Source organism: Sphingobium bisphenolivorans (genome assembly GCF_000412635.1).
In the GTDB taxonomy this organism is placed as follows: domain Bacteria; phylum Pseudomonadota; class Alphaproteobacteria; order Sphingomonadales; family Sphingomonadaceae; genus Sphingobium; species Sphingobium bisphenolivorans.
In genome coordinates this window covers 54,786-67,421 of the sequence record NZ_ASTG01000013.1, presented here as the reverse complement: position 1 = coordinate 67,421, position 12,636 = coordinate 54,786, and the positions used below count along the sequence as shown (strand labels likewise).

Sequence of the window (12,636 nt, the reverse complement as noted above, 5' to 3'; positions counted from 1 at the left end):
ATCAGGGGGCAGGATGAGCGGGACGGCAGTCGGCAGCAATTATGTAATGGATGCAAGGCGCGATCGGTTGGTCATCTCAGCCTCCGCTCTCGGCACTGTGTTCGAATGGTATGATTTCTACATCTATGGGGTTCTCGCGCCGATCATCGGGCGGACATTCTTTCCCACGGACAATCCGACGGTAGAACTGCTCTACTCCCTTGCCGGTTTCGCCGTGGGCTTCGGCTTCAGGCCTTTGGGCGCCGTCTTGTTCGGCTATCTTGGTGATCGGCTGGGGCGGAAATATACATTCCTTGCGACGATTGTTCTCATGGGCGGAGCGACGGCTGGCGTGGGGCTGACACCTTCGGCCGCCAGCATCGGCGTGGCCGCGCCCGTCATCCTCATCCTGCTGCGCATTGCACAGGGGCTCGCGCTTGGCGGCGAATATGGCGGAGCGGCCATCTATGTCGCCGAGCATGCGCCCCGTGGGCGACGTGGTTTTTACACCAGCTTCATCCAGGCCGGCGTTATCGGCGGCTTCATCCTCTCGCTGATCGTCGTCGTCGGGACGCAATGGATCGTCGGGAAAAGGGTGTGGGATGACTGGGGCTGGCGCCTTCCCTTCATCTTCTCGCTGGCGCTGCTCGGCATTTCGCTCTGGATGCGGCTGATGCTGCATGAAAGTCCGGTGTTCGCAGCGATGAAGGCGGCGGGGCGCCAGTCCCGCAATCCGCTGAAGGATGCGTTCACCTATCCTGGCAACAAGCGGCGGATGCTGGTCGCGATGATCGGGATCGCGGCGGGTTTCACGGTAATCGCCTATACCGTCATGTTCCAGGCGCTCTACTTCCTGCAAAGTGGGCTGCATCTGTCGCAGGGATCGGCGCAGCTGCTCGTCGGCGGCAGTGCATTCGCGGGAATGGCGGCGTTCATCTTCTTTGGGTGGCTGTCCGACCGGATCGGACGCAGGAAGCCCATCATGATCGGCTATGCCCTGGTGCTGCTGCTGCTCCTGCCCTTGTTCCATCTCATGGGCAGCGTCGGAAATCCGTCCTTGTATGAAGCGGCGAAGCGGGCGCCGGTTGTGGTGAGCGGCAAGGACTGCAGCTTCGATCCTTTCGCCAAGGTGCAAGCCAGCGCGTGCGGAAAGCTGCTCGACCATTTTTCCAAGCGCGGCATCGCCTATGACAAGCGCGCGGCGGAAACGGCCACCGTGACGATCGGCGGAGAAGAGGTTGCGGATCTCAGCAGCGCGGGCCTGAACGCGGCTCTCGACAAGGCAGGCTATCAGACCTCGCCAGAGACGCCGGACTGGGCTCGCGCCGCGGTCATCTTCCTGGCGCTGCTCCTGCTCTGGACGCTGTCAGGCGCAACTTACGGGCCGGTCGCAGCACTGCTGGCGGAATATTTTCCGGCGCAGATACGCTATAGTTCGCTGTCGATACCCTATCATATCGGCACCGGCTATTTCGGCGGATTTTTGCCGTTGGTCAGCCAATATATCGTCGCGCGCACGGGCGATCCCTATGCGGGGCTGTGGTACACCATGGCCATTGTCGCCGCCGCATTGCTCACATGCCTGGTAGCCCTGCCGGAAACGCGCGGCGCGAAGCTTGACGCCTGAAGCTCGACGGCTGACGATGGGATCGCTATCCGCATGAGCATGACTGGCTTTATCGCACCGCTGCGCCTGCGTCTGGATGAGCAGGCGCTGCTGTCCAACTGGCGCTGGTTGAAGCAACAGAGCGGCGATGCGGCGTGCGGAGCGGCGATCAAGGCGGACGGTTATGGCCTGGGGGCAGCAGAGGTGATGCGCCGCCTGCTGAAGGCGGGATGCCGCGACTTTTTCGTCTCGAATTGGGCTGAAGCGAGGGCGCTGGAGTCGCAGCTGGGCGAAGGCATTTCGCTTTCCGTTCTTCACGGCGTCCGCGATGAGGATATGGCGCTGAGCAAAACCTCTCGCGCGCGTCCGGTCCTTTGCACCGCTGAGCAGATCGCGCGCTGGAAGGCGGCGGGTGGCGGCGTGTGTGACGTCATGGTGGACACGGGCATGAACCGCCTCGGGCTCGATTGGCGCGATGATCTGGTGCCGCAGCTTGATGGGCTTGCAATCGCGACGCTGCTCAGCCATCTCGCTTCGGCGGATGAGGATGTCGAATTGAGCCGGACGCAGTTGGAGCGGTTCGCCCCGTTGCGCGAGAAGGTGAAAGCGGATCGCTACAGTCTGGCGAACAGCGCCGGCATCTGCCTTGGGCGTGAATTCTCCTTTGATCTGACGCGGCCGGGCTTGGCGCTCTATGGCGGCATTCCGAGGGGAGAGGCGAGGCAGAATATCGCGCAGACCGTCTTCCCGGAGGCGCAGATCCTGCAGCGGCGGCGCGTGCGGGCAGGGGATAGTATCGGCTATAACGCTACCCATGTCGCGGCAAGCGATATGGAGATCGCGGTTCTCAACATCGGATATGCCGATGGTTATCTGCGCGGCTTTTCCGGCTGTGGCTCGGTCAGCATAGCAGGGCGAAGCCTTCCGGTGATCGGCCGCGTCTCGATGGACCTGACGGCGGTCGATGTCACTGCGGCGGCCGATCTCGCCGAGGGTGATTGGCTGACCCTCGATTATGCCCTGGAGGAAGCTTCGGCCATCTCAGGCCTATCGCAATATGAACTGTTGACGGGACTTGGTTCGCGTTTCGATCGGGTCTGGCACTGAGAGGCTGATCGCCAATCGCTTTAGGACATAGAAAAGGCCGCCAGTCCTGATGGACCAGCGGCCTTCGCGAGAATTATCTCCAGATCAGCGCTCGATGCACATGGCAACGCCCATACCGCCGCCGACGCAAAGCGTGGCGAGGCCTTTCTTGGCGTCTCGCTTTTGCATTTCGTAAATGAGGGTGGTGAGCACGCGCGCGCCCGAAGCGCCGATCGGGTGGCCGATAGCGATGGCACCGCCATTCACATTGACCTTGGCGGGATCCCAGCCCAGTTCCTGGCCGACGGCCAGCGCCTGCGCGGCAAACGCTTCATTGGCTTCGATCAGGTCGAGATCGCCGAGCGACCAGCCGGCCTTCGACAGGGCGATGCGGCTTGCCGGGGCAGGGCCGATGCCCATGATCGCGGGGTCGACGCCGCAGGTTGCGAAGCTAGCGATGCGGGCGAGGACAGGGGCGTTGCGCTTGGCGGCCTCTTCCGCGCTCATCACGACCAGAGCCGCCGCGCCGTCGTTGATGCCGCTGGCGTTGCCTGCGGTAACAGTGCCATCCTTCTTGAAGGCGGGACGGAGGCCCTGCATCGCGTCGATTGTTGCTCCGGCGCGGATATATTCGTCGGTGTCGACGATCGTGTCGCCCTTGCGCCCCTTGATCGTGACCGGTGTGATCTCGTCCTTGAAGCGGCCGGCGGCGCGAGCGGCTTCCGCCTTGTTCTGGCTGGAGACGGCGAATTCGTCCTGCGCCTCGCGGCTGATCTGATATTTCTCCGCCAGATTTTCCGCGGTAACGCCCATGTGATAATTGTTGAACGCGTCCGTCAGGCCGTCATGCGTCATCGTATCGACGAGGGAAATCGGCCCCATCTTTGCACCGGCGCGCAGATATTGTGCATGGGGCGCGAGCGACATGCTCTCCTGACCGCCCGCGACCATGATGCGCGCGTCGCCAGCCTTGATCGCTTGCGCCGCAAGGGCGACCGCGCGAAGGCCGGAGCCGCAGAGCTGGTTGAGGCCGATGGCGGTGCGTTCCACCGGGATCCCGGCGTTGACGGCTGCCTGACGCGCGGGATTCTGGCCCTGACCGGCGGTCAAGATTTGCCCCAGGATCACTTCGTCCACCTCTTCGGGCGACAGCCCTGCCTGGCCGAGAGCGGCGACGATCGCAGTCCGTCCTAGTTCATGCGCTGGCGTGGAACCGAACGCGCCCATGAAGCTTCCGACGGCCGTGCGCTTGGCGGCTGTGATGACGATGTCTGACAAAGGTTGATCCTCAGAGCTGGTGGTCGTTTTCGCGGGCGCACATAACATCATCCGCCATGGCTGGAAAGCCATCCGGACAGCGGTTCCCATAGCAATTGCCGTGCCTGGCTGCCCACGATCATCCCGACATGGCCAAGCTTTAGCGTCTCCACTTTCGCCATGACGGGGGCGGCACTGGCGGGGACGATCCGGTCGGTTGCTGAACTGATTGAAAATGTTGCGCAATGCAGCGCCGCTGGGTCTACCACCTTCCCGGCGATCTTCCATTTCCCAAGCCCGCTGGCGTTCGCGGCATAAAACCGTTCGAACAGATCCCGCCCCGCCGCATAGGTGAGGGGCGGTCCGCCATTCGCCCAATCTTCCACCGAAAGGAACGCATGTTCCCCGCTTGACCCAGGCGTCACATCAGCGAAGGCGGCGTATTTTCGGATCGTGCGGGTGGGATCCATCGCCCAAAAGCCCGATTGCAACACCTCCATCGGCACATAGCCCAGTCGCTCGCATACCGGCTTTGAACCGTGCCAAAGTCCCTCGATCAGTTCCCGGTCGGCTGGAGGGAAGCCATCGAAATTCCACGGGGCCGCGATGACGGCGACGGCTCGCGCGGGATGGGAAGCGGCAGCGCCGATCACCAGACTCCCGCCAAGGCAGTATCCCACCAGGATCGGCGGCTGGGGTAGCGCTGCCAGCATCGGCAGAAGTCTTTCCGTTACGTGCCGTTCCAGATCAAGCCCCTGGTCGTCCGCTGCCGGGGCACCCCAGTCGACCAGATAGGCGTCATGTCCTGCTGCAGCCATGTGGCGCAGCATGGATCGGTTCTCCGACAGGTCCAGCACCTGCGGAGGGTTGATCAAGGAGGGCACGAAAACCACGGGGGCGCGTCCGTTTTTCGTCCCATAACGAAGCAGCTTCGCACTGCCCGCATGCGCGAAGATGGCTGGCGCGGGCCTCGGCGGAGGTCGTTTAGCTTCTTGATATCTCCGCAATCCCTGGAAAGCGCGGCGGCGAAGTCCCGCATCACCCTCCGTTTCCCGCCATAAAATATTGAGAAAAAGGGGCAAAGGCCGGGGCCCATGTTGCGGCGCGGCATCACCCTGTGCTATTGCGGCAAATGCAGGTGTGGGAGAGGTATCCATGGCCAAATCTAAGACCGCGAACGAATCCGAACCGGTCATTATCAAGAAGTACGCTAACAGGCGGCTCTATAACACAGAAACATCCAGTTACATCACTTTGGATCTTTTGTCCCAGATGACTCGTGAGGGGCGCGAGTTCGTTGTGGTAGATGCAAAGACCGGAGAGGACATCACGCACAACGTCCTCACACAAATCATCATGGAGGAGGAGCAGCGTGGCAAAAATATGCTGCCCGTCAACTTCCTGCGCCAGCTGATCGCCATGTATGGCGACTCCATGCAGTCGATGGTCCCGCAATATCTGGAAGCGTCGATGGACGCGTTCCGCAAGAACCAGCAGCAATTCCAGGAAGCGATGAAGGGCGCGTTCGGGGGTGGCCCTCTCGCGGAAATCGCCAAGCGCAACATGGAAATGTTCGAGGCGGCGACGACTGCGTTCGGCAAGGGTGTGCCAGGCATACCCGGGATCCCGGGTATGCCTGGGATGGCGAAGCCTTCATCCTCCTCTGCCGCTGCGGAGGAAAGCAAGGACGACGAAATCGCCGAGCTCAAGGCCCAGCTCGCGGCATTGAACGCGAAGATCGACAAGCTTCGCTGAACCGCGCGTTCGGGGTCGACGGAGCGGCGCGCTTGGCTTATGGCGCGCCATCCGTCAGCACCAACAGCAAGGCCGATCCCGAGTGAAGCACGCCCTCTCCGTCACCCGCGAACAGGATTTCGCCGCCTGGTACCAGGCCGTCATTTCAGAGGCCGACATGGCCGAGGAAAGCGGCGTGCGCGGCTGTATGGTGATCCGGCCCTGGGGGTACGGCATATGGGAACGGATGCAGAAGCTGCTGGACGATCGCATCAAGGCGACCGGACACGAAAATTGCTATTTTCCGCTGTTCATCCCGCTTTCCTATTTCGAGAAGGAGGCTGAGCATGTCGATGGCTTTGCCAAGGAAATGGCGGTCGTCACGCATCATCGCCTGATCCAGAAGGATGGGCGGCTGGTGCCCGATCCTGAAGCGAAGCTGGAAGAGCCGCTGGTGGTCCGCCCGACATCGGAGACGGTAATCGGCGCGGCTTTCTCCCGCTGGGTGCAGAGCTGGCGCGACTTGCCGGTCCTGATCAACCAATGGGCGAATGTCGTGCGCTGGGAAATGCGCACGCGCATGTTCCTGCGCACGGCCGAATTCCTCTGGCAGGAGGGCCACACCGCGCATTCCACCATCGATGAGGCGATGGAAGAGACGATGAAGATGCTCGAAGTATATCGCAGCTTCGCCGAGGAGTGCGTGGCGCTGCCGGTGATCGCGGGCGAGAAGCCGGAGAACGAGCGCTTCCCCGGCGCCGTCGCGACCTATTCGATCGAAGCGATGATGCAGGACGGCAAGGCGCTTCAGGCGGGCACGTCGCACTTCCTTGGCACCACCTTCAGCCAGGCGCAGAATATCAAGTTCCAGAATGCGGAGGGGCAGCAGGAGCTTGCCCAGACGACCAGCTGGGGCGTGTCCACACGCATGATCGGCGGCCTCATCATGGTGCATGGCGATGACGACGGGCTGCGCGTGCCGCCCCGCGTGGCACCCTATCAGATCGTCGTCGTGCCGATGCTGCGCGATACGGAAGAGGATGCTGCCATCCTGTCCTACTGCAGTGATCTGGTGGCGGAATTGAACAAGCTGGACCAGTTCCGCGAACCGGTTCGCGCGCTGCTGGACCGGCGCCCGGCCAAGGCCGCGAACAAGCGCTGGGGCTGGGTCAAGAAGGGCGCGCCGATCGTGATCGAGGTGGGCGGTCGCGACGTTGCTGGAGGCAATGTGTCCGTCATCCGCCGCGACCGTCTCTATCGGCCGGACGGCAAGCTCGACAGCCAGATTGTGGCAAAGGCCGACTTCGTGGCATCCGCGGCGGGCATGCTGGCGGAAATCCAACAGGCGCTGTTCGCCGATGCGCAGGCGCGGCTGTTGGGGAGCATCGACAAGTCGATCGACTCGCTTGAGGGGCTAAAGGCCTATTTCGGCGCGAGCAAGAAGCCGGGCTGGGCACTGGTGCAGTGGGCGAAGCCGACCGGCGCTGAACTCGACAAGGTGGTCGAGTGGCTGAAGGGGCAAAAGCTGACGCTGCGCAATGTGCCGGTGGACGCGGAAGCGGCGGACGGCACCTGCGTGTTCACCGGCAGACAAGCGGCGGAGCGCGTGCTGGTCGGGCGGAGCTACTGACGATCAGGCGGCGCGTCAGCAGGTCCGCCGGGGTGCGCCGCCATCGAGGCTCGAGGCGATGCCGCCGAATGGCACGCCTCGAGATGCTCAGTTGCCTGAACTTTCCTTCTTGTCATTCGAGCCTTTGGCCTTGCCAGTCTCGTCCTTCGGCAGTTCCGCGCTCGCGGCTGTCTGCTGATCGACGATGCCAGCCTTCTTTTCAGCCTCCGCCAGGTCCTTCAGCTGCTCTCGATCCGGGGTTGCGTTGCTCATGTTCATCTCCTTGGACGCAGTCATTGCATCCGCATGAACGCGCACTCAGCGAAAACGATCATCATAAGACATATTTGCTGAGGTCGGTATTCCGCGCGACCTCGGAAAGCTGCTTCTCGACATAGGCCTGGTCGATCACCAGCGTCTCGCCCTGGCGATCCTCAGCGTCGAAGCTGACATCCTCCAGCAGTTTTTCCATCACCGTCTGCAGGCGCCGGGCGCCGATATTTTCTACCTCGCCATTCACCTCGGCCGCGATGCGGGCAACCGCGCGGATGCCGTCGGGGGTCAGGTCGATCGTGACACCTTCGGTCGCCAGCAGCGCACGATATTGCGCAACCAGGCTCGCCTTGGTGTCAGACAGGATGGCGACGAAGTCATCCTCCGTCAGCGCCTTCAGTTCGACCCGGATCGGCAGACGGCCCTGCAATTCCGGCAACAGGTCACTGGGCTTGGCAACATGGAACGCGCCTGACGCGATGAACAGGATATGGTCGGTCTTGAGCGGACCATATTTGGTGGAAACGGTGGTCCCTTCGATCAGCGGCAGCAGGTCGCGCTGAACGCCCTCGCGGCTGACCGACCCGCCGCGCACATCGCTGACGGCGATCTTGTCGATCTCATCCAGGAAGACAATGCCGTTCTGCTCGGCGCTGGCGATGGCGACGCGGGCCACGTCATCCTGATCGAGCCGCTTGTCCTGCTCTTCCTCGACCAGCTTGTCCCACGCGTCGGCGACCCGCATCTTGCGACGCTTCTTCTGGGTTTGACCAAAGGCCTTGGACATCATGTCGCTAAGGTTGATCATGCCGATCTGGCCGCCCATTCCGGGGATTTCCATGGGCATAGACGGGCTGTCGGCGACCTCCACCTCGACTTCGACCTCATTCATCTGGTTGCCCTCGATCCGCTGGCGGAAAGACAGGCGGGTGGCTTCGCTCGCTTCCTTGCCCGTGAGCGCATCGAGCAGGCGCGCCATGGCGGCTTCGGAGGCGGCTTCGCGCACCGATTCACGGCGCCGGTCGCGTTCCAGGCGAACCGCTTCCTCGACCAGATCGCGGACGATCTGCTCGACGTCGCGGCCGACATATCCCACTTCGGTGAATTTGGTCGCTTCCACCTTCACGAAAGGTGCGTCGGCGAGCTTTGCGAGGCGTCGGCTGATCTCGGTCTTGCCGCAGCCCGTCGGGCCGATCATCAGGATGTTCTTGGGCGTCACTTCGTCACGAAGGTCGGCGGAAAGACGCTGCCGCCGCCAGCGATTGCGCAGCGCCACGGCCACCGCACGCTTGGCGTCGGCCTGACCGATGATATGCGCGTCAAGCGCGGAAACGATGGCTTTGGGGGTCAGATTGTCGTTCATTTCAGACTCCCCCCTCCCTTGCATGGGAGGGGTCGGGGGTGGGTGCGATTGCATCAGCAATCGGCTGCAATTTGTCGGGACGGCTCAGGTCGCGCTTTCCAGTTCTTCGACGACCAACTCGTCATTGGTGTAGACGCAGATATCGGCTGCCACCTTCATCGCCTTGCGAGCAAGCGTTTCCGCATCCGCCTCATATTCCACCAGCGCGCGCGCCGCGGCCAAGGCGAAATTGCCGCCCGAACCGATCGCCGCCACGCCGCCCACCGGCTCCAGCACGTCGCCATTGCCGGTCAGGATCAGCGTCACTTCCTTGTCCGCGACGATCATCATCGCCTCCAGATTTCGCAGATATTTGTCAGTCCGCCAATCCTTCGCCAACTCGACCGCCGCGCGCATCAACTGTCCGTTGTGACGCTCCAACTTCGCCTCCAACCGTTCGAACAGGGTGAAGGCATCGGCGGTGGCGCCGGCGAAGCCGCCGATCACGGATCCGTCATGGAGGCGACGGACCTTGCGCGCGTTCGGCTTCATCACCGTCTGGCCCATGGAAACCTGGCCGTCGCCGGCCACGATCACCTTCCCGTTCTTGCGTACTGACATGATGGTGGTGCCGTGCCACACCGGCACGGCGCTGGAGCGTTGATCATTCATGCGCGGGCATATGGGAGCGAACGGGCTAACGCGCAAGCGCACTGGGCAGCCGCGTCCAATCGTGTCAAATTCTGGACAGAATTATTTCAATCCATTCAGGAACCGAGGCAGATCAATTGACATTGTGCGTCGCAGCATAGATCATTTGCCCATGTTCCAGAGAGGAAAATTCATGTCGCTCAAGGCGAGGGCGCAGGAGAAAGTCGAGCGAGCGGGAATATCCAATTATTCCTTCGATCACGACGTGCTGGTGTTGTGCGGCGTGCGCTACACCTTGGCCGCCTGTGATTGCGGCGAACCGGAATGCGATGGCGTCAGGCTGGAAAAGGATGCAGCGGCGGCGGCCAGCCGCATCCTTCAATAGAGGGCGGTTGCGCCCGCTCAGTTGATCGCTCGTTCGCCTGCGCGGCCGACGGACTCGATATCCCGTCCTGCACCCTTCACGGTATTGCAGGCAGCCAGCGTGGAAAGCAGCAGCCCCGCCAGGACGAGGGCGACGGTTGAACGCATAGGATATTTACTCCATTCTAATGAGGGCTCCGCTTTATAGCGGCGACGCTACGGTCGAACAGCCATTTTCTCAGGATCATGGGTGGCGGGCGCTTGACAGCCGGCGCGGCGGATGCCAATGGCCGCCTCCTCCTTTCAGGGGGCGCGTAGCTCAGCGGTAGAGCACACCCTTCACACGGGTGGGGTCACAGGTTCAATCCCTGTCGCGCCCACCATGACCAAAGCGTCATGGCACCGAGGAAATATAGTTTCCCGACATTGATCTTTTCAGCTGGTGAGGGATAGACCTTCTCCATGCCATCTCAGCGCTCTTGTGCGCCTGAACGAAGGGAAGATATGTCGCCGATCCTTAAAAATGGCGCCGCCGTCGGCGCGCTTCTGCTGTCGGCTGGTCTTGCCCAGGCGCAGCAAAAGCTCACCCTGGAGCGGGTGTTCGCCAATCCCGACCTTTCGGGGCCGCAGCCGCGCGCGCTGAAGCTGTCGCCGGATGGCCGTCTGGTCACGCTTCTGAAGCCGAGGCCCGATGAAAGGGAACGGCTCGATCTCTGGGCGATCGACAGCGCAACGGGCGCTGAACGCATGTTGGTGGATTCGCGCAGGACCGGCAGCGGCGCTGAGCTATCCGAAGCCGAGAAGATGCAGCGGGAACGTGATCGCTCCATCGCGGGGAGTAGCGGCATCGTGAGCTATGACTGGTCGCCCGATGGGCGCGCGATTTTGGTGCCGGTCGACGGCGACCTGTATCTTGCGACGCTCGATGGAAAGGTCACCAGGCTCACAAATACTTCGGATGGAGAGCTGAACGCAGCGGTCAGCCCGCTGGGCGGCTTCGTGTCGTTCGTCCGCAGGGGTAACTTCTTCGTCCAGCCAACGGGTGGCCCGGAGCGTCAACTGACGCACGGGGCAAGCGAGACGGTCAGTTGGGGCGTGGCGGAATTTGTCGCGCAGGAGGAAATGGACCGACGAACCGGCTATTGGTGGTCGCCAGACGACAAGCGGATTGCGGTCGCACGGGTGGATGAGAGCCCGGTCGGGGTCGTGACGCGCACCTCGATCGGCGGCGAAGGCACCAAGGTCTATCAGCAGCGCTATCCTGCAGCCGGCACCCCCAATGCACTGGTAGAGCTCTATGTGCTGACTACCAGCGGCAGCACTTCGGTAAAGGTTGACCTGGGGCCGGAAACCGACATTTATCTCGCGCGGGTCGACTGGTCGCAGGACGGGCGCACGCTTTATGTGCAGCGGCAAAGCCGGGATCAGAAGCGGCTGGACCTGCTCGCGGTTGATCCTGCGACGGGCAAGGCAAAGGTCATCCTCACGGAACGCGCGAAAAGCTGGATCAACCTCAGCAACAATTTCCGGCCGCTGAAGGATGGCAGCTTCCTCTGGTGGTCCGAAAAATCTGGTCACGGACATCTTTATCATGTGCGCGGAAGCAGTTGGACCGCCTTGACGGGCGGCGCCTGGGAGGTTCGCGAAATTGTCGGCATCGATGAGAGCAAGGGACTGGTCTATTTCACCGGCAACCGGGAGACGCCGCTCGAACAGCAGCTCTATGCCGCCTCCCTGGGCAAGGCGGGGGCGCTAACGCAGCTGACCCGCGACGGCTGGTGGAACGAGGCGGTGATGGACAGCGCCGCGAGCCGCATCGTGGTGTCGCGCAGCAATGTTGATCAGCCCAAGCAGATTTATCTGGCCGACAGTTCGGGCAAGCAGCTGCAATGGCTTTCGGAAAATGCGATCAGGGCGGATCATCCCTATGCGCCCTATCTTGCCAGCCATGCCAAGACGAGCTTCGGCACGATAAAGGCGAACGACGGATCGACGCTCTATACTAGGATCATGACGCCGCCGCTGGAGGCAGGAAAGCGCTATCCGGTGTTCATGCTCCATTATGGCGGACCGGGGGCGGGGCGGCAGGTCGTGAACGCCTGGAGTTCGCCCATCTATCAATATCTGGTCGATCGCGGCTGGATCGTCTTCGCGCTGGATAATCGCGGCACGCCTGATCGCGGCAAGGCGTTCGAGGATCAGCTCTATCGCGCGATGGGCACGGTGGAGGTGGAGGATCAGTTGAAGGGGGTCGAGTGGCTGAAGGCGCAACCCTATGTGGACCCGGATCGCATCGCCACTTATGGCTGGTCCTATGGCGGATATCTGTCGCTGAAGCTGCTGGAGAAAGCGCCCGGCACCTTCGCCGCCGCGATCGCCGGGGCTCCGGTGACCAAATGGGAATTGTACGACACTCATTATACCGAACGCTATCTCGGGCAGCCGCAGGACAAGCCCAGCGCCTATCCGGCGTCCCGCGCCCTCGACGAGGCGGATAGGGTCAAGGACCCGCTGCTGCTGATCCACGGCATGTCGGACGACAATGTGGTGTTCGACAATTCCACGGCACTGATGGCGCGCATGCAGACAAGCGGGGTGCCCTTCGAGATGATGGTCTATCCAGGGCAGACGCACCGCGTCGGCGGGCCGGGCATCAGCGTGCATCTCTGGCGGACGATCGAGGATTTCCTGCAGCGGCACGATACAGCTGCGGCTACCCCTCGATAGCAAACCCTC

Annotated in this window: 12 protein-coding genes and 1 tRNA gene; 7 read left to right on the top strand and 6 right to left on the bottom strand. The window is 62.3% G+C overall.

Translation table 11 applies throughout. From position 1 onward, the window contains the following. The first annotated feature begins 13 nt into the window (after nucleotides 1-13). Both L858_RS0111030 and alr read left to right on the top strand, forming a co-directional pair. Entirely contained in the window at nucleotides 14-1,606 is a 1,593-nt protein-coding gene (locus tag L858_RS0111030; RefSeq protein WP_022683210.1) for an MFS transporter, read from the top strand. Nucleotides 1,607-1,645: 39 nt separating this feature from the next. Beyond that, nucleotides 1,646-2,692, top strand: coding sequence for an alanine racemase (gene alr / locus L858_RS0111025; protein ID WP_022683209.1), 1,047 nt, complete (start codon nucleotides 1,646-1,648; stop codon nucleotides 2,690-2,692). An 84-nt stretch (nucleotides 2,693-2,776) separates the two neighbouring features. Here alr and L858_RS0111020 read toward each other — a convergent pair whose 3' ends face one another. Both L858_RS0111020 and L858_RS0111015 read right to left on the bottom strand, forming a co-directional pair. Further along, nucleotides 2,777-3,949, bottom strand: coding sequence for an acetyl-CoA C-acetyltransferase (locus L858_RS0111020; RefSeq protein ID WP_022683208.1), 1,173 nt, complete (start codon nucleotides 3,947-3,949; stop codon nucleotides 2,777-2,779). A 47-nt stretch (nucleotides 3,950-3,996) separates the two neighbouring features. After that, nucleotides 3,997-5,085 (bottom strand): alpha/beta hydrolase, encoded by a 1,089-nt coding sequence (locus L858_RS0111015; RefSeq protein WP_028056031.1) that lies wholly within the window; start codon nucleotides 5,083-5,085, stop codon nucleotides 3,997-3,999. Between L858_RS0111015 and phaR the strand changes: the two genes are divergently transcribed. Together phaR and proS are read left to right on the top strand one after the other, a co-directional pair. Continuing rightward, nucleotides 5,084-5,683: a polyhydroxyalkanoate synthesis repressor PhaR gene (gene phaR / locus L858_RS0111010; RefSeq protein WP_022683206.1), complete on the top strand. Its 600-nt coding sequence runs from the start codon at nucleotides 5,084-5,086 to the stop codon at nucleotides 5,681-5,683. The genes L858_RS0111015 and phaR overlap by 2 nt on opposite strands. 82 nt (nucleotides 5,684-5,765) lie before the next feature. Then, complete coding sequence (proS, locus tag L858_RS0111005; RefSeq protein ID WP_022683205.1) at nucleotides 5,766-7,292, top strand: proline--tRNA ligase; 1,527 nt, start codon at nucleotides 5,766-5,768, stop codon at nucleotides 7,290-7,292. Between the two features lie 87 nt (nucleotides 7,293-7,379). On the opposite strand, the gene L858_RS21975 is transcribed toward proS, so the two are convergent. From L858_RS21975 to hslV, 3 genes are all read right to left on the bottom strand, one after another. Then, a complete protein-coding gene (locus tag L858_RS21975; RefSeq protein ID WP_193742864.1) occupies nucleotides 7,380-7,544 on the bottom strand; it encodes a hypothetical protein in 165 nt (54 codons plus the stop codon). A gap of 61 nt (nucleotides 7,545-7,605) precedes the next feature. After that, nucleotides 7,606-8,907, bottom strand: coding sequence for an ATP-dependent protease ATPase subunit HslU (gene hslU, locus L858_RS0110995; protein WP_022683203.1), 1,302 nt, complete (start codon nucleotides 8,905-8,907; stop codon nucleotides 7,606-7,608). An 84-nt stretch (nucleotides 8,908-8,991) separates the two neighbouring features. Then, nucleotides 8,992-9,558, bottom strand: coding sequence for an ATP-dependent protease subunit HslV (gene hslV, locus L858_RS0110990; protein WP_022683202.1), 567 nt, complete (start codon nucleotides 9,556-9,558; stop codon nucleotides 8,992-8,994). Between the two features lie 172 nt (nucleotides 9,559-9,730). On the opposite strand from hslV, the gene L858_RS0110985 reads away from it, so the two are divergent. After that, nucleotides 9,731-9,922 (top strand): hypothetical protein, encoded by a 192-nt coding sequence (locus tag L858_RS0110985; protein ID WP_022683201.1) that lies wholly within the window; start codon nucleotides 9,731-9,733, stop codon nucleotides 9,920-9,922. A gap of 17 nt (nucleotides 9,923-9,939) precedes the next feature. Here the strand turns inward: L858_RS0110985 and L858_RS0110980 are convergent, their stop codons facing one another. Beyond that, nucleotides 9,940-10,068 (bottom strand): entericidin A/B family lipoprotein, encoded by a 129-nt coding sequence (locus tag L858_RS0110980; RefSeq protein WP_022683200.1) that lies wholly within the window; start codon nucleotides 10,066-10,068, stop codon nucleotides 9,940-9,942. A gap of 140 nt (nucleotides 10,069-10,208) precedes the next feature. Here L858_RS0110980 and L858_RS0110975 point away from each other — a divergent pair. Next, nucleotides 10,209-10,283 (top strand) — tRNA-Val (locus L858_RS0110975). 121 nt (nucleotides 10,284-10,404) lie between these two features. After that, complete coding sequence (locus L858_RS0110970; protein ID WP_022683199.1) at nucleotides 10,405-12,627, top strand: alpha/beta fold hydrolase; 2,223 nt, start codon at nucleotides 10,405-10,407, stop codon at nucleotides 12,625-12,627. Nucleotides 12,628-12,636: the final 9 nt, after the last annotated feature.